The sequence below is a fragment of the Phocoenobacter atlanticus subsp. cyclopteri genome (assembly GCF_018343795.1).
Lineage (GTDB): Bacteria > Pseudomonadota > Gammaproteobacteria > Enterobacterales > Pasteurellaceae > Phocoenobacter > Phocoenobacter atlanticus.
The window spans coordinates 2,175,184-2,197,411 of record NZ_CP074346.1; the positions used below are offsets into that span (position 1 = coordinate 2,175,184).

At 35.4% G+C, this 22,228-nt stretch carries 19 protein-coding genes and 1 pseudogene; 5 read left to right on the forward strand and 15 right to left on the reverse strand.

Annotated elements, in window-relative coordinates:
• Window positions 1-81: 81 nt before the first annotated feature.
• Window positions 82-1,662: a BCCT family transporter gene (locus KGI96_RS10500; protein ID WP_211597358.1), complete on the reverse strand. Its 1,581-nt coding sequence runs from the start codon at window positions 1,660-1,662 to the stop codon at window positions 82-84.
• 141 nt (window positions 1,663-1,803) lie between these two features.
• On the opposite strand from KGI96_RS10500, the gene ruvA reads away from it, so the two are divergent.
• The 3 genes from ruvA to aroQ all read left to right on the forward strand — a co-directional run bounded on the left by ruvA (window position 1,804) and on the right by aroQ (window position 3,820).
• Window positions 1,804-2,409, forward strand: coding sequence for a Holliday junction branch migration protein RuvA (gene ruvA, locus KGI96_RS10505; RefSeq protein WP_211597359.1), 606 nt, complete (start codon window positions 1,804-1,806; stop codon window positions 2,407-2,409).
• Window positions 2,410-2,495: 86 nt separating this feature from the next.
• Window positions 2,496-3,380 (forward strand): 50S ribosomal protein L11 methyltransferase, encoded by an 885-nt coding sequence (gene prmA, locus KGI96_RS10510; protein WP_211597360.1) that lies wholly within the window; start codon window positions 2,496-2,498, stop codon window positions 3,378-3,380.
• 2 nt (window positions 3,381-3,382) lie between these two features.
• A complete protein-coding gene (aroQ, locus tag KGI96_RS10515) occupies window positions 3,383-3,820 on the forward strand; it encodes a type II 3-dehydroquinate dehydratase (RefSeq protein ID WP_211597361.1) in 438 nt (145 codons plus the stop codon).
• Window positions 3,821-3,993: 173 nt separating this feature from the next.
• On the opposite strand, the gene tehB is transcribed toward aroQ, so the two are convergent.
• Window positions 3,994-4,854 (reverse strand): SAM-dependent methyltransferase TehB, encoded by an 861-nt coding sequence (gene tehB / locus KGI96_RS10520; protein ID WP_211597362.1) that lies wholly within the window; start codon window positions 4,852-4,854, stop codon window positions 3,994-3,996.
• 185 nt (window positions 4,855-5,039) lie between these two features.
• On the opposite strand from tehB, the gene KGI96_RS10525 reads away from it, so the two are divergent.
• The gene (locus tag KGI96_RS10525) at window positions 5,040-5,438 is read left to right on the forward strand and encodes a fructose PTS transporter subunit IIA (protein ID WP_211597363.1); all 399 of its coding nucleotides are present in this window, start codon (window positions 5,040-5,042) and stop codon (window positions 5,436-5,438) included.
• Here KGI96_RS10525 and KGI96_RS10530 read toward each other — a convergent pair.
• From KGI96_RS10530 to yiaK, 9 genes are all read right to left on the reverse strand, one after another.
• Window positions 5,427-6,878 carry an FGGY-family carbohydrate kinase gene (locus KGI96_RS10530; RefSeq protein WP_211597364.1) on the reverse strand — a complete coding sequence of 484 codons (1,452 nt, stop codon included), beginning with the start codon at window positions 6,876-6,878 and terminating at the stop codon, window positions 5,427-5,429. The genes KGI96_RS10525 and KGI96_RS10530 overlap by 12 nt on opposite strands.
• Before the next feature lie 99 nt (window positions 6,879-6,977).
• Window positions 6,978-7,961 carry a TRAP transporter substrate-binding protein gene (locus tag KGI96_RS10535; RefSeq protein ID WP_211597365.1) on the reverse strand — a complete coding sequence of 328 codons (984 nt, stop codon included), beginning with the start codon at window positions 7,959-7,961 and terminating at the stop codon, window positions 6,978-6,980.
• A gap of 31 nt (window positions 7,962-7,992) precedes the next feature.
• Entirely contained in the window at window positions 7,993-9,270 is a 1,278-nt protein-coding gene (locus tag KGI96_RS10540; protein ID WP_090919821.1) for a TRAP transporter large permease subunit, read from the reverse strand.
• Complete coding sequence (locus tag KGI96_RS10545; protein WP_090919818.1) at window positions 9,270-9,749, reverse strand: TRAP transporter small permease; 480 nt, start codon at window positions 9,747-9,749, stop codon at window positions 9,270-9,272. Before KGI96_RS10545 ends, KGI96_RS10540 begins: the two co-directional genes overlap by 1 nt.
• 18 nt (window positions 9,750-9,767) lie before the next feature.
• On the reverse strand, window positions 9,768-10,655 hold the full coding sequence (locus KGI96_RS10550; RefSeq protein WP_211597366.1) for an SMP-30/gluconolactonase/LRE family protein: 888 nt from the start codon (window positions 10,653-10,655) through the stop codon (window positions 9,768-9,770).
• A gap of 117 nt (window positions 10,656-10,772) precedes the next feature.
• Window positions 10,773-11,876, reverse strand: coding sequence for an ABC transporter substrate-binding protein (locus KGI96_RS10555; protein WP_211597367.1), 1,104 nt, complete (start codon window positions 11,874-11,876; stop codon window positions 10,773-10,775).
• Window positions 11,877-11,938: 62 nt separating this feature from the next.
• On the reverse strand, window positions 11,939-12,985 hold the full coding sequence (locus tag KGI96_RS10560) for an ABC transporter permease (protein WP_090919811.1): 1,047 nt from the start codon (window positions 12,983-12,985) through the stop codon (window positions 11,939-11,941).
• Between the two features lie 21 nt (window positions 12,986-13,006).
• Complete coding sequence (locus KGI96_RS10565; protein ID WP_211597368.1) at window positions 13,007-14,524, reverse strand: sugar ABC transporter ATP-binding protein; 1,518 nt, start codon at window positions 14,522-14,524, stop codon at window positions 13,007-13,009.
• A 38-nt stretch (window positions 14,525-14,562) separates the two neighbouring features.
• The gene (yiaK, locus tag KGI96_RS10570) at window positions 14,563-15,561 is read right to left on the reverse strand and encodes a 3-dehydro-L-gulonate 2-dehydrogenase (RefSeq protein WP_211597369.1); all 999 of its coding nucleotides are present in this window, start codon (window positions 15,559-15,561) and stop codon (window positions 14,563-14,565) included.
• A gap of 221 nt (window positions 15,562-15,782) precedes the next feature.
• On the opposite strand from yiaK, the gene KGI96_RS10575 reads away from it, so the two are divergent.
• Window positions 15,783-16,547, forward strand: coding sequence for an IclR family transcriptional regulator (locus KGI96_RS10575; RefSeq protein ID WP_211597370.1), 765 nt, complete (start codon window positions 15,783-15,785; stop codon window positions 16,545-16,547).
• Between the two features lie 101 nt (window positions 16,548-16,648).
• On the opposite strand, the pseudogene KGI96_RS10580 reads toward KGI96_RS10575, so the two are convergent.
• The 4 genes and pseudogenes from KGI96_RS10580 to KGI96_RS10595 form a co-directional block, all read right to left on the reverse strand.
• Window positions 16,649-17,778 (reverse strand): annotated as a pseudogene (locus tag KGI96_RS10580) (glycerate kinase).
• Between the two features lie 5 nt (window positions 17,779-17,783).
• Entirely contained in the window at window positions 17,784-19,658 is a 1,875-nt protein-coding gene (gene mutL / locus KGI96_RS10585; RefSeq protein ID WP_211597371.1) for a DNA mismatch repair endonuclease MutL, read from the reverse strand.
• Window positions 19,659-19,753: 95 nt separating this feature from the next.
• Window positions 19,754-21,217: a surface lipoprotein assembly modifier gene (locus tag KGI96_RS10590; RefSeq protein WP_211597372.1), complete on the reverse strand. Its 1,464-nt coding sequence runs from the start codon at window positions 21,215-21,217 to the stop codon at window positions 19,754-19,756.
• Window positions 21,218-21,360: 143 nt separating this feature from the next.
• The gene (locus tag KGI96_RS10595) at window positions 21,361-22,158 is read right to left on the reverse strand and encodes a Slam-dependent surface lipoprotein (protein ID WP_211597373.1); all 798 of its coding nucleotides are present in this window, start codon (window positions 22,156-22,158) and stop codon (window positions 21,361-21,363) included.
• Window positions 22,159-22,228: the final 70 nt, after the last annotated feature.

The window sequence follows — 22,228 nt, forward strand, 5'->3', positions numbered from 1 at the left end:
ATTTTTGTAACAATTTACACAAATAAAAAAGACCTCATATTGTAGTATGAGGTCTTTTTTTCACTTAATGTGATTTATATTCTATTTATAACGCTCTGTACGTAATCCCAAGACCAAGCTCACACACATTAACAGTAGAATAATCGTAAATGGTAAAGCGGTTGAGATTGCTCCAGCTTGGAGTGCTTGAATTGCTTCTGTACCTCCAACCCAAATTAATGCTGCAGCAATGGCTCCTTCAATTGTTGCCCAGAAAATACGTTGTGGAACAGGGGCATCCATTTTTCCGCCAGCCGTGATACTATCAATAACCAGTGAACCTGAATCTGATGAAGTTACGAAGAAGACTAATACTAAAACGATCCCTACAACAGAAAGAATACTAGAGAAAGCAAGAACATCAAACATTTGGAACATCGCAAGAGAGACATCTTTTAAGCCTTCTTGACCTAATACACCTACTTTATTTATGACTTGATCAAGTGCAATACCACCAAAAGTAGACATCCAAATTAAGGTTACAAATGTTGGAACAATTAATACTGCAAGTAAAAACTCACGAATAGTACGTCCTTTTGATACTCGAGCAATAAACATACCAACGAATGGTGACCAAGAGAACCACCACGCCCAATAGAATACTGTCCAACCTTGGAACCACGCTTCATCTTCACGTCCGAAAGGATTACTTAATGGAATAATATTTTTTACATAAGATGTTAATGTTCTAGGTAAAAAGTCTGAAACAGTCCCAATATTTAACGCAGCAACAAAGATTAATAATGCAACAGCAATTCCCATATTAATATTACTTAATAATTTAACACCGCCATTAATACCTTTTATCACAGAATATAAGGCGACAGCTGTTACAACAATAATGACAATAATTTGTAAGCTTACTGAATTTTCCAAGCCAAATACATGATGCATACCACTGGCAGCTTGTTGAGCACCTAATCCTAAAGAAGTGGCTAAACCAAATAAAGTGGCAACAACAGCGAGAATATCAATAATATGCCCAATCCATCCCCAAGTTCTTTCACCTAATAATGGATAGAATACTGAGCGAATAGAAAGTGGTAAACCTTTATTATAAGTAAAAAATGCAAGAGATAATGCAACTAAAGCATAAGCTGCCCAAGGATGTAACCCCCAGTGGAACATTGTTGCACCCATTGCTAGATCTGCTGCTTCAGGAGTGTTTGCAATCACATTTAGTGGTGTTTTATACCAACCAGTATAATAGGCTACAGGTTCTGCCACACTCCAGAACATTAAACCAATCCCCATTCCTGCTGCAAATAACATTGCAAACCAAGAGACTCGTGAATGCTCTGGTTTTGCATCAGCTCCGCCTAAACGAATACGTCCAACGGGTAATACAATTAACGCTAAACAAAAAATAACGAAAATATTTCCAGCTATGATAAATAAACTGTCAAAATTACCAATGATTTTCCATTTAATCCCATCTAATACTTCTTTTGCTGTGTGAGAATCAGCGATCAACACAGCGGCTAAGAAAAGAATGATTAATCCTGCACTAATACCAAATACGGCATTATGGATATCAAAGCCCCATTTTTGGATATTATCTTGTCCGATTTCGTAATCAGTATTATGAATACTGTACTTATCGTGATGTTTTTTTTGTTTCATATTTTCCTCTAAATTTGAATAAAAACTCCATATATACTACCACTATCTACTATTTATAACAAATAAATACATTATTTTACTGTTTTTTTATCCAGTTTTTGTGTATCCTAAATACTCATATTTAATAGATGGAATAGAACAATGATCGGACGATTACAAGGTAAAATTATTGAAAAATCGCCACCCGAAATTGTATTAGATGTACAGGGTGTTGGCTATGAATTATTACTTCCAATGACTAGTTTTTACAACTTGCCAAAAGTTGGTGAAGAAACCACGCTTTTTACTCATTTAAGTATTAGAGAAGATGCTCATTTACTCTTTGGGTTTTCTGAAAAAATTGATCGCACCTTATTTCGAGATCTGATTAAAACGAATGGTGTTGGACCTAAACTTGCTTTAGCCATTCTTTCTGCAATGTCTGTTTATGATTTTGCGACAGCGGTAGAAAACGAAGAAGTAACAAAATTAACAAAAATTCCAGGAATTGGTAAAAAAACTGCTGAGAGGCTCTTGGTTGAATTAAAAGGAAAATTCAAATCAATGGCTCAAACAGAGTTCTTTATGCAGCAATCTTCTCAAGAGATGACGGCTATCAATAAACCAAGCCCAACAGGTGAAGCAAAAGAAGCATTAATTGCACTTGGTTATAAAGCAACAGAAATTGAAAAAATGCTCAAAAAAGTATCACAACAAGATCTAACCAGTGAACAAATTATTAGAGAGGCGCTGAAAAAGTCGCTATAATATTAGCCACTTACTAAAAAATTCACCTAAATTACACAAGCGGTAAGATTTGAGTAAAAATTTACCAAAATATTGAAGGAATAAAAATGGCGTGGATACAAATTCGCTTAAACAGTACAGATGATAAAGCAGAACAACTTAGTGAGTTTTTTGAAGAATGGGGAGCAGTATCTATTACTTATATGGATAGCCAAGATACCCCAATTTTTGAGCCATTACCAGGCGAAACTCGTTTATGGGGCAATACGGATGTCGTTGCTTTATTTGATGCAGAAACAGAGATGAAACCAATCATCACAGCACTACAACAAAGTGGTATTATTGAACCTGATTTTGCTTATAAAATTGAACAGATTGAAGATAAAGATTGGGAACGTGAATGGATGGATAATTTCCACCCAATGCAATTTGGCGAACGTTTGTGGATTTGTCCAAGTTGGCGAGAAGTACCAGATCCAAATGCAGTAAATGTTATGCTTGATCCCGGTTTAGCCTTTGGAACAGGTACGCACCCAACCACAGAACTTTGTTTACGTTGGTTAGATAGCCTAGATTTAGAAGGTAAAACCGTGATTGATTTTGGTTGTGGTTCAGGCATTTTAGCGATTGCTGCCTTAAAATTAGGGGCTAAATCGGTGATTGGAATTGATATCGATCCACAAGCAATCACTGCAAGCAAAATGAATGCAGAGCAAAATGGTGTGGCAGATAAATTAGCCTTATATTTACCCGAGGATCAGCCACAAAATTTACAAGCGGATGTAGTTGTCGCTAATATTCTTGCAGGTCCGTTAAAAGAGCTTGCCCCTTTGATTATTAACTTAGTGAAACCACAAGGCTTATTAGGGCTTTCTGGGATTTTAACCACCCAATCGGAATCAGTTTGTGAAGCTTATCAACAAGATTATGAGTTAGATCCTGTGGCAGAAAAAGAGGAATGGTGTCGAATTACAGGCATTAGAAGAGGGTAAAAATGAAAAAAATACTGTTATTAAATGGTCCAAATTTAAATATGTTAGGAAAACGTGAGCCAGAAATCTACGGTTCACAAACTCTTGTAGATATTGAACGACATCTTCAACAACTCGGAAAAGAGCAAGGTGTTGAGTTAGATTATTTCCAATCAAACAGTGAAGAAGCATTGATTAATCGTATCCATCAAGCTTTTCAGCAAGTCGATTTTATTTTATTTAATCCCGCTGCTTTTACTCACACTAGCGTTGCATTGCGTGATGCAATACTTTCTGTTGATATTCCTTTTGTGGAAATCCATTTGTCTAATGTCCATTCTCGTGAAGAGTTTCGTCATTATTCTTATTTTAGCGATATTGCACAAGCTGTGATTTGTGGCTGTGGTGTAAAGGGCTATGAATATGGGCTAGATTTTGCAGTACAGCAATTAGCAGAATAAAATATTTCAGATAAAAATTATTTTGAGTGATAGAGTCAAATCTAACTTGAATTAACTACTCAAATTCCCTCCTCCGCTTGCGGGGGAGGGCTAGGGGGGGATGGTATTACTTTTTTGAAAATTTTCGATCAAATGTTACCGCTATAATTAAAAGGCTCGTTATAGTAAAAAAATTATCGTAATTTTTTCGCTAACATTGTCACAAATTGTAATTGAATTCGGTTACCATCTGCATCAACTCGATGTAACTTTCCAAGATCTTCATTATATTTTACCAATTCCCAATCTTGATAATAATTTTTCAATTCATTCTCTTTAAATGCAAAGGGGAAGGGTTGTGTACAAGGATATGCTTTAGTATTCATCGCACAGACGATTAAATTATATCCCCCTACTTTTGTTTGCTGCTGCATATTTTTAATAATATCAGGAATACGATCTGCTTGTAAGAACATCATCACCACAGTTGAAACAATAAAATCATATTGCTCTTTTAAACTTGCATTGTGAATATCATAAGTATGAGCATCAATAGAGAGATTTTCTTGCTCAATAATACGATTTAAAAAAGCAATACTTTCAGGATTATGATCAACTGCAGTCACATCAAAGCCCAGTAAATTTAGATAAAGTGAATTTCTACCTCGACCACAGCCTAGATCTAAAACTTTACCTTTAGGTACGATGTTTGCGGCATTTAAAACCTCAGAATGTGTTTTGGTTAAATTATATTTTTTAGCATAAAAATCTTCTGGTTGACAATAAAATGCTAACTGACACTCTAAATCATCAGAAACCGCTTCTACTTTATGCCAAAGCTGAGGGGTAACAAAATCTGCTTGATTTTCAGGTGATAAAATAACAGAGTTAACTTCCAGTCCTTCTTCTGTTAATTCATAAAATTTTAATTTACCTTTTAAAACAGTCAGTTTTCCCCAAGTTCCTTCTTTTGTATTATGTTGCTCTTGAAACATCTTAGGTAATGAATCTTTATTCCATACAGGCATAGTTTTATAACAGATTAAGTTTTGCATCATTTTTTCCTTATTACTTAATGTAAAATTTTCATAAAATAAGTGTATATGAAACAAACTTTAAAACCAACTATTTTAGTCAGGTATTGATGCCTTTTTTCTTTTATAAAAAATTTTCATCAAAATACAGTAGTATTTCTCTGTCTTACCTTTATTCTAAAACTTACTAATTAAAGGAGGTCTATATGATTACTCAACTGATTAACGAGGAACTGATTTTCTTGGTTCTAAAAGCAACCACAAAAGACGAGGTATTCCGTGAATTAATAGAAAAACTTCATTCACAAGGAAAGCTAAAATATCCTGAACAGTTTTTAAAAGATGTTTATGCTCGTGAGCAAATAGATAATACTGGATTTGAAAATGGTGTTGCAATGCCACACGCTAAAAGTACTGCAATTACTGAGCCTGCGGTCGTGGTAGGGATTAGCCGTAGTGGAATTGATTATGGTGCAGAAAATGGTGAATTATCTAAATTATTCTTTATGATTGCTTCACCAGAGAATGGTGCGGATCATCTATTGGTTGAACTTTCTTCTAAATTGATTGAAATACCCTTATATAAAGTAACGTTATATTTCTAATTTCTGTAACAAACTCACTAATTTTTTATATTGTTGATATTTCGTTTGATAAGCATTGAAATTATCAGGATTAGGTTTGACAATAATAGACTCTACAACTACTTCATTTACCCCTCCATTTTGTTGCATTGTCATCAATACCGCACCTAAACAACCCGTCTCTTCAATTTGAGGAATTTCTAAGGTTATTCCTGTTAAATCTGCTAACATTTGCATCCAAATATCTGATTTAGTAGGACCTCCCGTTACTCTTAAAACAGTCACATTTGGAAAACGTTGTAACATCTTTTCTAAATGATGCATTAAACTAAATAATACGCCTTCATAGATGCTTTGCAAAAGATGAAATTGGGTATGATAAGATTGTATACCATAAAACCCTGCTTTCATTCCAAGCCCTGCATTTGAACCATACAGAAAAGGAATAAACAATACCGAACTGCTTGCTGGTGCTAACGTAGCAATACCTGCATTTATATCCTCATAGCTAAGATTGCTCCATTGCTGTGTAAACCACTCTAAATTTCCTGCAGAAGTAGGACTTGCTTCGTGTACAATAAAAGACTGATGATCTGCATAACGTCCATAGACAAAAGGTGAACTCTGTGAGTTATCAATATGAGAAGTAATACCGCTCACCACAGACCACGTGCCTAATACCACATTTAGCGTTGTTTCATCATTCAAATTTGCACATAATGCCGTTGAGACAACATCAAACAATCCACCTACAACAGGAGTTCCAACCGCAAGTCCAGTTTGTTGAGAGGCTTTCTCTGTAACAGTTCCTGCTTGTTGGTTTGAAGCAATAATAGGAGGTAATGCATTGATAATTTCAGGAATACCCAGTAATTGTGCTAACTCAGGATCATAAGTTCCTGTGTTCATATTATACAAATTAGATTCTGAGATATTCGTTTCTTCGCAATAAAGTTGGTCAGTTAAGCAAAAGCGAAGATAATCGTGAGACATCAACAGACTACCAATTTGATGATATCGCTTTGGCTCATTCTCTTTAATCCAACGAAGAATGGAAACAGGGTGTCCTGTCCATAATGTTTGACGGGTAATAGGATAGAGTTGTTGTGGAATACCTTCTTTTTGCCATTGTTTAACAATGTCTAAAGCCCGTTGGTCAGAAGAGAGAATAGCTCTTCCTAGTGGCTGATTATGTTTATCAAGTAAAAAAGCGCCTTTTCCTTGAGCTGAAATACCTACACCTTTAATTTTAGTCGAATCAATTTGAGATGTGTTGATTACTTGTTTTATCACATTTGCACAACTTTCCCAGAGTGATGCCATATCTCGCTCTGCATAACCCTCTTTTTCACTAAGCACAGCAACATTTTCACGAATACAGCTATACATATTTAAGTTTTCATCAAATAGAGAGGCTTTAATAAAAGTGCCACCACAATCAATTCCCAAATAGTAACTCATTATATACCCTTAATAATACTTGCTTACTAGGCGGTCAGATTTTACTAAACATTTGCAAATTTTAAATAGAATCTAACCGCTTATTTAGTTTACTAGATTTTATTTCGCTAATGCATCAATCTGTTTTACTAATTCATCGCCATTTTTATCAATAAATGCTTTACGCACTTCTTTTTCAATTGCTGCTTTAAATGGTTTAGTATCAACTTGTTCAAGTACTTTAATACCTTCTTTCTGCATTTTAGCAATAATGTCTTTCTCATTTTTTTCATTCAACTGACGTTGATAATTCCCTGCCTCTTGTGCTGATTCAACCAAGGCTTTTTGTACTGCTGGAGAAAGTGTATCAAATTTTGCTTTATTCATTACAACGATAAGAGGTGTATAACCGTGATTAGTTAAACTTAAATATTTTTGTACTTCATAAAGTTTTGCCGACCATACAATACCTACAGGGTGTTCTTGGGCATCAACTGCTTTTGTTTCTAATGCAGTATAAAGCTCTGATAATGGCATTGGAACAGGATTTGCTCCTAGTAATGAAAATGCTTGAATATACATAGGATTCTGGTTTGTACGTACTTTTAATCCCTTAATATCATCAGGTGTTTTGACTGGATGTTTGGAATTGGTAAAAGATCTAAAGCCAACATCCCAAAAAGCGAGACCTTTTAAGCCTTTATCTTCTAATGATTTTAATAGTTTTTGACCAATTTCACCGTCTAATACTTTATAAACGTGTTCACGATTCTGGAAAATAAACGGGATATCAATCACATTTAATTTAGGTTCTAAACCTGAAAAGTTAGGTGAACCTGACATTTCTAAATCAATGGTACCACCACGAACAGCAGAAATCATTGTTTGTGCATTCCCTAACGTGCTATCAGGGAAAAGGCTCAATTTTAGTTCTCCTTTTGTTTTTTCTTTTAGTAACTTATTAAATTTTTTGGCTGCAATATGTTGAGTATCACTACGAGGCGCTTCATAGCCAAAACGCAGTGATGTTGTTGCCATTGTATTACTGGCTAAAAATAGGCTAATAACAGTTGCTGATATTGCTTTTAACGTTAAATGTTTCATTTGTAACTCCTTAATAAAGTTTTGAGACAACTTATTTTATCCAATTAAATGGGATTAAAATGAGTTCAGGTACGAAGATAAAAATAAACAGTAAGATGATCATCATAAATAGATAAGGAAGTATTCCTTTTGCCATCTTATCGAAAGGTAGTTTAGATACACCAGTAATGACATTGAGTACATTGCCTACAGGTGGTGTAATTAAACCGATAGACGTGTTAAGAATAAACAACACTCCAAAATACACAGGATCAATGCCAGCTTCCTCTACTAATGGCATTAAAACAGGGGTTAGAATTAACACGGTTGGTGTTAAATCCATTACCATTCCTATCACAAAGACCATTAACATAATGACAATTAATAATGTTGTTGGGGTTTCTAATAATGGTTCGAGTAATTCGGTCATCATTTGAGGCAGTTCTGCAATAGTAATCAACCAACCCGTCACTTGTGCAGCTGCAACAAGAAACATCACTACTGCCGTCGTTTTTCCAGCACTGAGTAAAACTCCATAAAGCTGAGAGACTTTTAATTCTCGATAAACAAAAAGAGAAATGAACAAGGCATAAAACGTAGCAACAACACCTGCTTCTGTTGGAGTAAAAATACCTAATCGGAAACCACCTATAATGATCACAGGAAGTAATAACGCCCAAATACTACTCTTAAATGAATCACGAATTTCTTGCTTAGTCGCCTTAGAAAAAGTCATTAAATTCAGGTGTTTTGCTTGCCACCACCATAATACTCCCAGACAAACTCCCATTAAAATTCCAGGAAAAATACCTGCTAAAAAGAGCTTAGTAATTGACACACCACTGGTGACACCAAAAATAATAAAAGGAATGGATGGCGGAATAATAGGTGCAATAATACCTGCTGTACCAATTAAACCAGCAGAACGCTCCATCGGATAGCCTGTCGTTTTCATCATTGGCAATAACATCGCTGCCACTGCTGCTGTATCAGCTACGGCTGAGCCTGATAAACTTGCCATAATCATCGCTGCCATAATAGCAACAAAGCCCAATCCACCTTGTTTATGTCCAACTAATTTCATTGGCAAATCAATAATTCGTTTAGATAGCCCTCCTTCATTCATTATTTCTCCTGCAAGTACAAAGAAAGGAATTGCAAGTAATGAAAAGCTATTTGCACCACTGACTAACTGTTGGGCAAGAATTTGTGGATCGAATAAATCCAAATGAAGCATTAATGCCACACCACAAAGAATAAGTGAGAATGCAACAGGAATGCCTAAAATAATTGCACCAAGTAAGACTAAAAGGAAAATAATTACGGTCATTATTTTTCTCCTCTTATTAACACTATTGATGTGGCAACCAATCGAATAATAAGTAACAATCCTATAGCAACACTTGCAACTACACACGCAAAGAAATTGACCCCAGTTGGAATACCAGAAATCGGAGCCATATTGCTAAGATTAAGTTTAAACTGAGACCAAGCACCAAGTAACATCAAATAGCAACAAAACAGCATTAACCCATCAGTCAATAAATGAAGAATATGTTTTTTAATGGGTGACAGCTTATCCACAAAAAGGGTTACTTTAACATGTTGATTATCATTAAAAGCAAGGATTGCCCCTAGAAAAGTTAACCAAATAAACAAGTAACGTGAGACTTCTTCCGTAATATTGATACTACTGTTAAAGCCATAACGCAGTACGACATTAAGAAAAACAAGCAGTGCCATTACTCCCAAAATAGTAACAACCAATATCTCAATGGTTTTTGTGGCAAAATTTGAATAACGTTTCATCATACTTCCCTTGTTCTATTAGTTTATTTTTAAACGATACAAACTATTAGTGGCAGTAATAAAAAGTGTTTTTTGATTATCTCCAAAAGTAATATTTGAAGTACATTTCCCAATAATAATTCGTCCTAAAATTGTGCCATCACTAAGTAATACAACAATACCATTCTCACAACTACAGTAGATAACATCTTGATTATCAATACAGAAACCATCAGGAATACCTGGGTTAATTTCAGCAATATTCCGTCGGTTAGTTAAAAACTTTCCTTCAACGTCAAAAGCAACAATATGGTGCAAGCCTCCTTTTTTAAACTCTACAATTGACATATAAGCTACAAATAATTGCTTCTCATCTGTAGAAAAAGCTAATCCATTTGGACGCATTACATTAAAAGTCGCAATATTAAGATCCTTTGTTTTTGGATCAAAACAATAAACATAGCACCCAATAATTTCACTCGCTGATTTTTTCCCCTCCTCATCACTTAAGATGCCATAAGGTGGATCAGTAAACCAAATAGTGCCATCAGATTTAACTACCACATCATTTGGGGAATTTAGTTGCTTACCTTCTAAATTATCTATTAATAATTCAAAATAACCATTAACATCTGTACGGCTGACACCTCTACGTTTATGCTCACAAGTAATTAAATTACCACTCAAGTCAATAGCATTCCCATTCGCATAATGTGATGGCTGACGAAAAATTTGCGTACCATTACTCTCACTCCATTGATACATAATATTCCCTTTTACATCACTAAAAGTAAGAGTTTGAGTATCTTTATTCCATGCAGGTCCTTCAGCCCAAATTGCTTGATCAAAAAGTTCATCCAATTCAAAGGCATTCCCTACTAATTGTTTAAAACGAGGATCATAACGTTCAATTTTTAATGACATCATCACTCCTAAGATACTTACTTTCTGAAATTTACTTTTTGTAAAACATATTAGAAATCTCACCGCTTATTAAAGTTAGTTACCCCAAAAGTAATTTCTCCTCTTGGGGTAATTAAAATTTTATTTCAATCCCCAAATAGTTTGATATGCTTCTTTATAACCATTTTGAGGGTCATATAAATTCTTCTCACCACCATCAAACTGTACATTCTCTTTAATCACTAGATGAGGAGGGGTGACATAACCTGACGGTTTTTGATTAGAAAAAGCACGGTTTAATTCGTCTACGAGCTGCCAACCATGTAAATTTAATGGTTCAGGTACAGTTGCAAACTGATGGTCATCTTTTTTGATACGCTGATAGGCTGTTACAGAACCATCACCTGCTGAAATATTATATGGTTTATCACCAGTTTTAGCAGAGCGTAAAGAAGGTGCCATAAAATCAAAATAGAGATCATTTATAGCTAACGTATAATCCAACTTATCACCATATTTTTGAAGTAAACTAAAAGTTAAACTTGGCATACGGCTTGACGTATCCGCTAACGGTGTATCAATAAATTCTAATACTTTACACTCTTTACATTTTTCTATAACAGATTTCATTACATTTGCTTTATGAAGTGCTATTTCATAGAGAGAATCCGTTAAGATAACCACGCTTGCTTTTCCATTTGATTTTGCAACAGCAAGTAATGCGGATAACTCTGCGATTTCATCTGAATTAGAGGTAACATTATAGAAAATATTATATTTCTCATCAGGACCTGGATTTGGTGTTGCATGCCAAGAAACTAATTTAATCCCATATTTTTGTGCTTTACGAAGAGGCATTTTTGCCACATTTGGATTCCAACCACCAATAACTATTGCATCTGGCGTACGTGCAATTGCTTGGTTAAGTGCGGATAATTGGTTATTCACCGAACCTGCACCATCAAGAATGTCAAGTTTCCACCCAGCTATTTTAGAGGCTTCTTTCATTCCATCTACTACACCTAAAACGCCGCCATTTTTCATATCAGAAGCGATAAAAATAATGTGTTTTTCTTTTTGAATTTTAGGTCCTGTTTTTGGGCCATTCCATTTAGTTTGTTGTGCTGTTGCTGCTTCCACTCGCTGTTTTGCATTTTCAAGGAAAGTTTCATTTGCAATAGCATTTGTTGTAAACGTTGCCATTGTTAACATAGCAAGTGCTGTTAATGTTGATCTTAATTTCATAAATAACTCCTACTTTGAGTAATATTGTTTATATTCCATCACTTATAGAATATTCTTTACAACTACTTTGTTGATTTCTTTTGAATTGATTTCTGATTTAATAACCGTTTACGTTGAGCATAACCAGCAATCGTAATGGATAATAGTAATGTTGTTCCATTGAATAATGGTTCAACCCAAAATGCACCACCAAATTGTTGAATACCTGAGATACCGATTGCAAGAATAGCAATCCCTACTACACTTCCCCATACATTAATGCGTCCAGGACGAATAGTCGTACTTCCTAAAAAAGCCCCCACTAAAGCGGGTAATAAATAATCCATTCCAACACTTGCTTGTCCTACACCTTGTTGTGCCGCAATTAATACTCCAGTAAAAGCAGTGATGACACTAGATACAACGAAAGGGACAATTGTGTATTTCTTAATATTAATACCATTCAGATTCGCTGCAGCTGGATTTGCTCCTACTGCATACATACAACGTCCAGTTGGGGTGTGTTCTGTGACAAGCCACATAATGATTGCAACAGCTAATACATAAAAAGCAGAAATAGGAATACCCAAAATTTCAGTGCTATTTATTGCATAAAATCCATCTGGTAAATCACCGACAATTTGTCGTCCACCTGAATGCCATAATGCAACAGCATACAGTACTGTTCCAGAACCTAACGTTGCCACAAAGCTATCAATATCCGCCAAAGCAACCAAAATACCATTAAATAAACCATATAATGCTGCAATGATAAGAACAATAAGCATAGCAACTGGCCACGAAAATCCATATTGAACTTGTAACGTAATGACTAAGATGTGCCATAACACAATTCCAAAACCGACATTTAAATCTATTTTTCCCACAATCATTGTTGTGGTTGCTGCAAGTGCAAGCAATGCGATTTTAGACTTACTTTCTAATATGGCATTAACTGTTAGCATTGAAGCAAAAGATTCAGTAGTAAGAGAAAAAATAACTATCAATAAAATACATAAAAATAATAAACCGTAACGAGTTATCATCTGAGATGACCATGCAATAAAGCCATCTCTAGCAATAGACACTGGTTGTTCTAGGGCAGTTGATTTAACACTTGTTTGAGCCATAATAACCTCTTATAAATTTAATTACGCTACCTTTTGAGCTGATTTCGAATCTGATGCTAATGCAAGCAAATTAGAAAAAGTAACTTCTTCATTTTTTAATTCTCCAGCAATATCTCCACGATTAAATATCAAAGCACGATTACACAAATGAGCGATTTCTTCAAAATCAGTAGAAATGATAATAATGGCGACACCTTTATCTAGAGCCTTATTCAGTAAGTCATAAATTTCTGCTCTAGCCCCCACATCTACACCTGCTGTTGGATCTTCTAAAATTAATACAGGGGTATCTAAATGCATCCATCTTGCCACTACAATTTTTTGCTGGTTACCTCCTGATAATGCACTGATATCAATAAAAAGATTTTTAGGGCGAATATCAAAAAGCTGGAATTTATACCAACTTTGTTCTAATTCAGCACGTTTATTGTATTTTTTAAGAGGAGAATGACCGCTTAGCACAGGATTCAAAAATAGATTTTCAGTGGTTGTCATTGACATAATGACACTTTCTCTAACACGATCACCTGCAACAAGAGCAATCCCTTTATTAATTGCATCTTGTGGAGATTTAGCAAAAAATTTGTTATTTTTTAATAAAATCGTACCGCTATCTAATTCACGTAAGCCAAATAGTAAACGACCGATTTCCTCTTGCCCTGCTCCACGTAATCCCGCTAAAGCAATCATCTCTCCTTGTTGTAGGCTAAATGACACAGGGCCAGTATCTCCAACAACAACCTCTTTTAGATTTAGAACTTCACAATTATTAACAGGTAATGCTTTTCTTTGACGACCTCGAGTTTCTTCGCCTACGATTGCTCTACAAAGCCCTTTAACGTCATAATCTTTAGTATTTCCTTCCGCAACAGGATTTCCATCTCTCATTACTAAAATACGATCTGAAATGGCAACAACTTCATCTAATCGGTGTGTGACATAAATCATACCAACACCCTGTTCTCTCAAACGATGTAAAACACTAAAAAGATGTTTTACATCTGCCGCAGGAAGTGACGCTGTTGGCTCATCCAAAATTAATAACTCAGCTTCTACTGCAATAGCACGAGAAATAGCAAGTAGTGCTTTTTCTGTACGACTTAAATCAAAGACTCTAGTATTGGCATCTAACTCTAAACCTACAAAATCAAGTGCTTTTTGAGCTTGTGTATTGACAGTATTCCAATCAATAATCCCAAAGCGTTTTGGATACCCCATTACAAAAGCCATATTTTCAGCAATAGTCATCCATTCAATAAGCCCTAAATCCTGATGAATAAATGCTATAGGTTGTTTATTACCTTTTTTAAGATCTTTTGCTGAGTTAATTATTTTTTGATGAAATAAAATTTCTCCCTCATCAGAGTTATAAATTCCTGCTAAAATTTTTATAAGAGTTGATTTTCCTGCACCATTTTCGCCTAAAAGGGCTACAATCTCTCCTGAGTAAATATCAAGATTGATATGATTTACTGCAGCATTATTACCAAATAATTTAACAATATTCTTAAAACTAAGAATGGGTTGCTTGCTGTTCATACTTGCCCCCAGTAATTAACAAAACGGTCAATTATTATTTATAAAGATAATAATTTTTCCCACACACTGTCATCAACAGGAATTCCATTTGCTTGATTATCGGCTTTTAGCTGTACAAATTCGTGACCAGGTAAACGAATAGCAACATTAGGATCAGAGCGTTCTGCGGTAAAAACATAATCCATAATACGATTGAGTTTTTCTTCTTTGGTTTTGCCATCAATCAGGCGATCCACTTCAATCGCAATAAAAATTTGTGAAACACAATATTCATCATCTTTATCTTCTGTCACTGAAGCAACGGATTCACCATTTGAAAGAAGTGTTGCAATCATATCAAGGACAATCGACAGCCCTGATCCTTTCCAATAACCCATTGGTAATAAACGACGATTTTTCTCAACAGTAGCGGGATCTTTTGTTAGATTTCCCTCATCATCAAAGCCCGCATCAACAATGGTTTGACGACCTGCAAGACGATTGACTTCTAACATTCCGTAAGAATACATTGAACAAGACATATCAACCATCGTAATTGGATTACTTGGTACAGCAATAATTAAAGGGTTTGTACCAATACGGCACTCTTTTGCCCCCCAAGGTGGCATTACCGCAATAGAGTTTGTCCAACAAATACCAATGTAACCTTTCTCCGCCGCTTGATAACCATAGCCACCGCCACGCATCCAATGGTTGGCATTTTTTAATGCAACAACACCAATGCCATTTTGATCGGCTAGCTCAATGGCTCTATCCATCATTTTTTTGGCAGTTAAATTACCAATAGACTGATGTGCGTCCCACTGCTCTATTGCCCCTAAAGAAAGTACTTTTGTCGGTATTGCATCGGGCTTTATATCACCATTTTCTAACTGTTGAATAAATCGAGGGAAACGATTTACACCGTGTGAATACACCCCGTCCTGTGTGGTATCTGCAAACATTGTTGCACATTCTTCTGCGATTTCTTCTGTGACATTTCTTGCAATTAAAACACGTTTAAATTCAGATTTTAGTTGTTCATAAGAAACTTTCATTACCGTCTCCGTTTTATATATTGAAATGATGTTTCAAAATATAGATCTATATAAATATAAAGTCAACAAAAACTCAAAAATAAAAATACTTTAATATCAATATTTTAAGAAATAATTTTCTATTTTGTGAACAAGATCTCATTTTTGGAATAGATCTCATTGTGGAAATTTTTATTAAAAAGAGTATATTTCTCAGAAAAAAAATAATTAAAGGAAAAAAGATGAGTAATCAAAGTTTGATAAGAGGATTATCACTACTTGATATTCTGAGCGATTACCCAAATGGCTGTCCTTTGGCAAAATTGGCAGAATTATCAACATTAAACAAAAGTACAACCCACAGAATGCTACAAACATTGCAAAATTGCGGTTATGTCAAACCGGCAAATACAGCGGGATCTTATCGCTTAACCACCAAATGTTTGATGATTGGGCAAAAAACATTAAATTCCTTAAATATTTTAAATGTGATATCGCCTTTGTTAGAAAATCTAAACATTGAGATCGGTGAAACAGTCAATTTTTCAATGAGAGATAAAAATCACGCTGTAATGATTTATAAATTAGAACCTACAACAGGAATGATGAAAACACGCTCTTATATTGGGCAGCAGTTACAACTTTATTGCTCTGCAATGGGAAAAAATTATCTTGCTTATGATGAAAAGGAAAAAGTATCCCAATATTGGGCAAACAATAAAGAAAACATTATACAGCTTACTGCAAATACGATTACTTCATTAGATAAAATGTATGAAGAATTAGATAATATTCGCCATCAAGGTTTCGCCTTAGATAACGAAGAAAATGAGCTGGGTGTAACCTGTATTGCCTGTCCTATTTTTGATATTCAAGGAAAAGTGAAATATTCTGTTTCTGTTTCGCTTTCAACCGCAAGGCTTAATGCCTTAGATAAAAAAAGTTTACTTTCACAAATACAAGAAACAGCGAAAAATATTTCATTAGAACTTGGGGCAAATGTTTAAATATCCTAAAAATTAAATGGTATTTCAAACCTAAATGATAAGCGGTGGTTTTTATATAATTTTTTGCAAAAATAGATAAAAATCCCACCGCTTATTAGCTCTTATAAAACCCGACACAACCTTGCAATATTCTGTGCCGTTGAGATTAGATTTGCTTTACCTTGTTGCAAGGTTTCTTCAAGTGAGCCAAGATTACGAATAATCGGAAAGACGCAATCAATACCATATTGATACACCACTTCATAATCTTCTCGTAAGCAACCTACAATCGCAATCACAGGTTTATTAAATTGTTTCGCCACCTTTGCGACACCAATCGGCGTTTTACCTGCAATACTTTGAGCGTCCATTCTGCCTTCGCCTGTAATCACTAGGTCTGCTTGCTCAATAAATTGAGCCAGTGACGTGGCTTCAATCACGATATCTACACCTGATTTTAGGGTTACGTTAGGCAATAACAATAAACCGCCCCCATTCCGCCCGCTGCACCGCAACCCGCTTTCTCTTTAATTTCAAGTTGAATCTGTTGCTGAACAATATTTGCAAAATGTGCCAATGCTTCATCTAATTGCTGAACCATTTCAGGGGTTGCCCCTTTTTGAGGACCAAAAATAGCACTTGCACCATTCTCGCCACATAAAGGATTATTCACATCACAAGCCACTTCAAATTGAACCTTGCTTAAACGAAGATCTAACGCTGATAAATCGATCTGAGCAAGCTCTTTTAACGCTTCGCCACCAAAGCCAATCGGCTGATTTGAACTATCTAAAAATTTTCCCCCTAAGGCTTGCAACATTCCGACACCGCCGTCATTCGTCGCACTTCCGCCAATCCCAAGAATGATTTTTTCTACGCCATACTCTAACGCTGAACCAATCAATTCCCCTGTGCCAAAAGAAGTGGTTTTAAGAGGATTACGTTTTTCAGGTGGAACAAGGTGTAAACCAGAGGCGGCGGACATCTCAATAAATGCCGTTTTACGATCCCCTGATAGCCCAAAGAAAGCGGTTATTTTATTCCCTAATGGGGCAGTAACTTCGGTTTCTATAATTGAGCCATTTGTCGCATCAACTAAGGATCGCACCGTGCCTTCGCCACCGTCTGCCATCGGAATTTTGATAAATTCAGCATTGGGATAAATTTTTGCAAATCCTTCCTCAATCGCATTTGCCACTTTTAAGGCGGTTAAGCTTTCTTTAAATGAATCAGGGGCTATAATAATTTTCATCTTTTTTATTCCAAAAACTGCCCAAAATCCACTTCAATATAACTTTGTTCTAGCTGTTGTTTGGTCACTAAATTTTGCTCAATTTCAGCGAGTTGGGTAATGCAATCACTTAAATTACAAGCGGTATGATTTACACAATTTTTTGCAAAAAATTCACTTAAACTGACCGCTTGTTGATTAAACAAATTCAGTAATAATTGTTGTAAATTTTGCTCTCGTAAACATTGAGGGACTTTATTAATAGTTAAACGAGTTTGTCCTTGCCAATGCTTTTCTATAATTTCAAAGCCTAACATAGTAAGTTGTTGCTCACATTGTTGCCAAGCGATCGTTTGGGCTTCATCAAGGGTTAAGCTTAATGGAATAAGCAACACTTTGGTTTCGGTTTTTTTCAGCTCCGCTTGTAACTTTAATTCCGCTAATTTTTTTAATGGCATTAAATAAAAGGACTCTTGTTTCTTTAATAATAGTGCTTTGTTTTTCACAATCGCAAGGGCTTGAATATAGTCTGAACTTGGTTGTGTAAGCGGTGTGATTTCTGCAGTTTTTTGCAAATTATCCATTTTTGGTAAATTTTCACTAAAATCTGACCGCTTTATTTCCGTATGTTGAGAGGTTTCTGTGCCACTTTGTAATAACTCGCCATAAAGACGTTGTGAGGATTTACTTACACTTGGTGAAGTATAAGAATTTGACGGTCTTTGAAAACTGAGTCCCTGTGAATAATTTTTTTGGTACTGCTCTTGGTATTGCTCCGCAAAAATATTTTTGCCTGCTGCGGCTCGGTTGGTGTCTTTAATATGAGTGTCTTTGGCATAACTTGGCATCGGCTCATTAACCTGATTGTCATTCAAAGGTAAATCTGCCTGCTCTTGCAGAGCATTCGCAATACCTTGATAAATAAAATCGTGTACGAGTCGTCTTTGATGAAAACGTACTTCGTGTTTGGCGGGGTGGACATTTACATCCACTTGGCTCGCATCTAAATCCAAAAACAGTACAAAACTTGGGTAACAATCTTTTGCGAGCAAATCGCCATAGGCTTGGCGGATAGCGTGGTTGATGGTTTTATCTCGCATCATTCTGCCGTTTACATAGCTGTAATTGAGATCATTTTGTGTACGAGCAATGGTGGGCGATCCGATCCAACCTTGCAGATGAAGATCGCCGTGTTGCCAATCTAAATGAACACTATTTTGAATAAAATTCTCACCACAAATTGCTGCCACTCGTTTTTGCTGCTGCGCTAAATTGTGCTGAGCAATGCCACGATAATGGCGAATTTTTTTATCGTTATGGGTTAAGGTAAAGGTAATGCTTGGTTTTGCCAATGCAATACGTCGCACCACTTCATCAATATGGTTAAACTCTGTTTTATCGGTTCGTAAAAATTTACGTCTCGCAGGAGTATTAAAAAATAAGTTTGCCACTTCAATGGTTGTGCCAACAGGGTGTGAGGCAGGCTGAATTTCCACCGCCATATCTCGCCCCTGAGCATAAGCTTGCCACGCTTCTGTTTGATTTTCAGGGCGTGATGTGAGGGTTAAGCGAGACACCGAACTGATACTTGCTAACGCTTCGCCACGAAAACCTAAACTTAAAATCGCTTCTAAATCTTCAAGGCTGGCAATTTTACTGGTAGCGTGACGAGCGAGGGCTAATTCCAGATCCACTTTTGCAATACCACAGCCATTATCACGAATTCGGATCAACTGCGATCCGCCCTTTTCAATATCAATTTGAATATTGGTCGCCCCTGCATCAAGGCTATTTTCCACTAATTCTTTAACCACAGAAGCTGGTCGCTCCACTACTTCCCCTGCCGCAATTTGGTTGGCAAGTTGTGGGGGCAGAATATTGATAAGGTGTGTTTGTGTCATTTTATTTTTAGATTTCAGAAGATAATTAGTTAGATTTTAGCATAAATTCTGGAAACAGGGCATACCCTGTTTTTTGCTTAAACAATCAATTGATACTAAAACTGCCATTCAAAATTTACTTGCACTTCACTTTGTTTATAAGAAAATATCGTGTCATTATTTGCTTTATTGCGACTATGTTTAATCAATAAACTCGGTACAATGCCTTTAAAATTCCATTTTGGCATTTTAAATATAGCTAAATAAGTTTGTAAATTTTCTCTTCTTGCCTTAAATATCACGCCATAATCTTTCTCATAACGATAATGTTTAAGTAAGGCTAAAAAAGTGGTGTTTAATCCAAAATCAAATTGATGATTAAAACCTAAGCGTAGCCCTGCCATTTGATAATTTTTCTCTTTTTGTAGCGTGTGACGATATGCAAAATCTAAACCACTAAATAAGGTTGTTTTTGGACTAAGTAAATAATACCACGTTCCAGATAAAGTGCTTAAATAAGCATTTTCAAAAGAGTGTTGTTCACTATTATAATAGAATTTCTTCTGTTCAAATTGTAAGTTTAAATGATGACGAGGTGACAAATTTTGTGAAAAATTAATACGTCCGCCCCAAGCGTGATAATTACGATGATTTTGCAACACATTATATTCAAATACAGGAGCAATGGTTAATTCTGTTTTCGCATTTTGGAAGTGATAACCTAAAGACGTTTTAACGGTATTTTCATTATAGTTTCGATAGTGAGGATAAAATTGACCATAACTATTCAATGAGAATGCTAGACCGTGATTTGCAACAAATGAAGTTTGTTTACGAATATTTGCATCATAATGCCAACCTTGAGCATTAATTGACTTTGGAGAAGATTGTTTTTCAACACATTGATTATTCAGAGAAAGCAAACATTCTTCTTTTTGTGATGATTGGTTAATATTTTGATTATATTGATAACCAACACTCAATCCGCCTTGCCAACTTTCCCGTTCGGATAAAGCTTGCTGATAGCCACCAATGGTTTGATATAGATCTTGAGGTAATTCTAATTGGGTAATTTTTTCAAATAGCGATGTCGATTCATTATTTTTATGATTTTCAAATAAAATTCTCGCAAGATCTAACTGCCCACGTAAAAATTGTGGATCCAGTTTTAATAGTTCCTGATAATAAAGCTCGGCTTGTTCAAGACTTCCTTGCTTCCTTGCTAACAATCCTTTTGCAAATAAAACAAGCGGTGGTTTATGATCGGCAAATTGTAGATATTGGGCTAAAAATTTCTCCGCATAATCCCATAACTCTTGGTTTAGCGAAATATACAACGCCTGTCCAACAGCATTTACATTATTTTCTATCTCAAATGTTTTACCATCAAGAGTAATTTCATTTTTTTGCGTTTTATTTTTAACCTGTTGATACTCTTGTTGTTGCTGTTGTGCTTTTTGTTGGTACTGTTGTAATAGCTGAATACTCTCTTGATTATGAGAGTTGTCTTGATATTGCTGTGCAATTGCTTGTGGTATAAACATCGCACCTAAAAAAGGTACCCAATAATATTGTTTCATATATTCTCCGAGTAACCATCCAATAATAAAAATAAATTTGCAAATTTTATTATTAATGTGACCGCTATAATATGTTTAATTCGCAATGAAAAAATAGAGATCCAGTAAACTCGATCTCTATCAATAATTAAATAATGCTCAAATTATTTTTTAGTACCGCCAAAAGCCGTATCATATTGATTATTAACTTCAAATTTCGTATAACCTGCTAGAGCTGAAGCATCTTTTCCAAAGAAATGACCTTTAGCTGAACCTCTCACATTATTATTTGCGACAGCTCTACCTCCAAAGCTGGCATCAGATTTAATTCTAGCCTTAACTGTAATATTTAAATTTGATTTAGAAAGAGTACCATCTAAACGTTTTTTACCAAAATCAGCAGTAAACTCACCTTTTAATAATGCTTTATTTAAGTCATTATTTTGGTTAATTCCTTGCACAGAATAGACGGCTTTTCCACTGGTTGGCATTGTTTGTGTTTTTTCATTACCTGCGTAATAAACAACACGATCTTTAGATGGGTTACCGCTATGACCTAACCATTCTCCAAAATAAAGTTCCTGATTACCTACTTTTTTAAAGGCAAAATCACCAAGTTCATTATGGAAACCTGGTACCCAGCTTGGCATATTGCTCATTTTTAATACCACCACACCATTGCTATCTACACCACCAAAACGTCTTAGCCATTGGGTTCTTTTAGTAATACTGGTTAATGATTTAAAGCTGGTGACTTTTTCTGATTTAAGATTAGAGTTTTTTACTCTCACACCTGGTAAACCTGCGTCATCTTTGTGGAACCAGCCATTATGTGCAGCAGAACCTTCTTGGGGTAACGTTAAAGTAACTTTATCAGACATACCTGAAGTAACAACAGCACTTGCAGTACTTACTGCGAATAATGAACTTAATACAATAGTTGCTAAAAGTGATTTTTTCATAAAAATCTCCTATAATGAATTTGTGGATATTTTCCACGGTTACAATTATGCTACTTTTTTATTAAAAGTA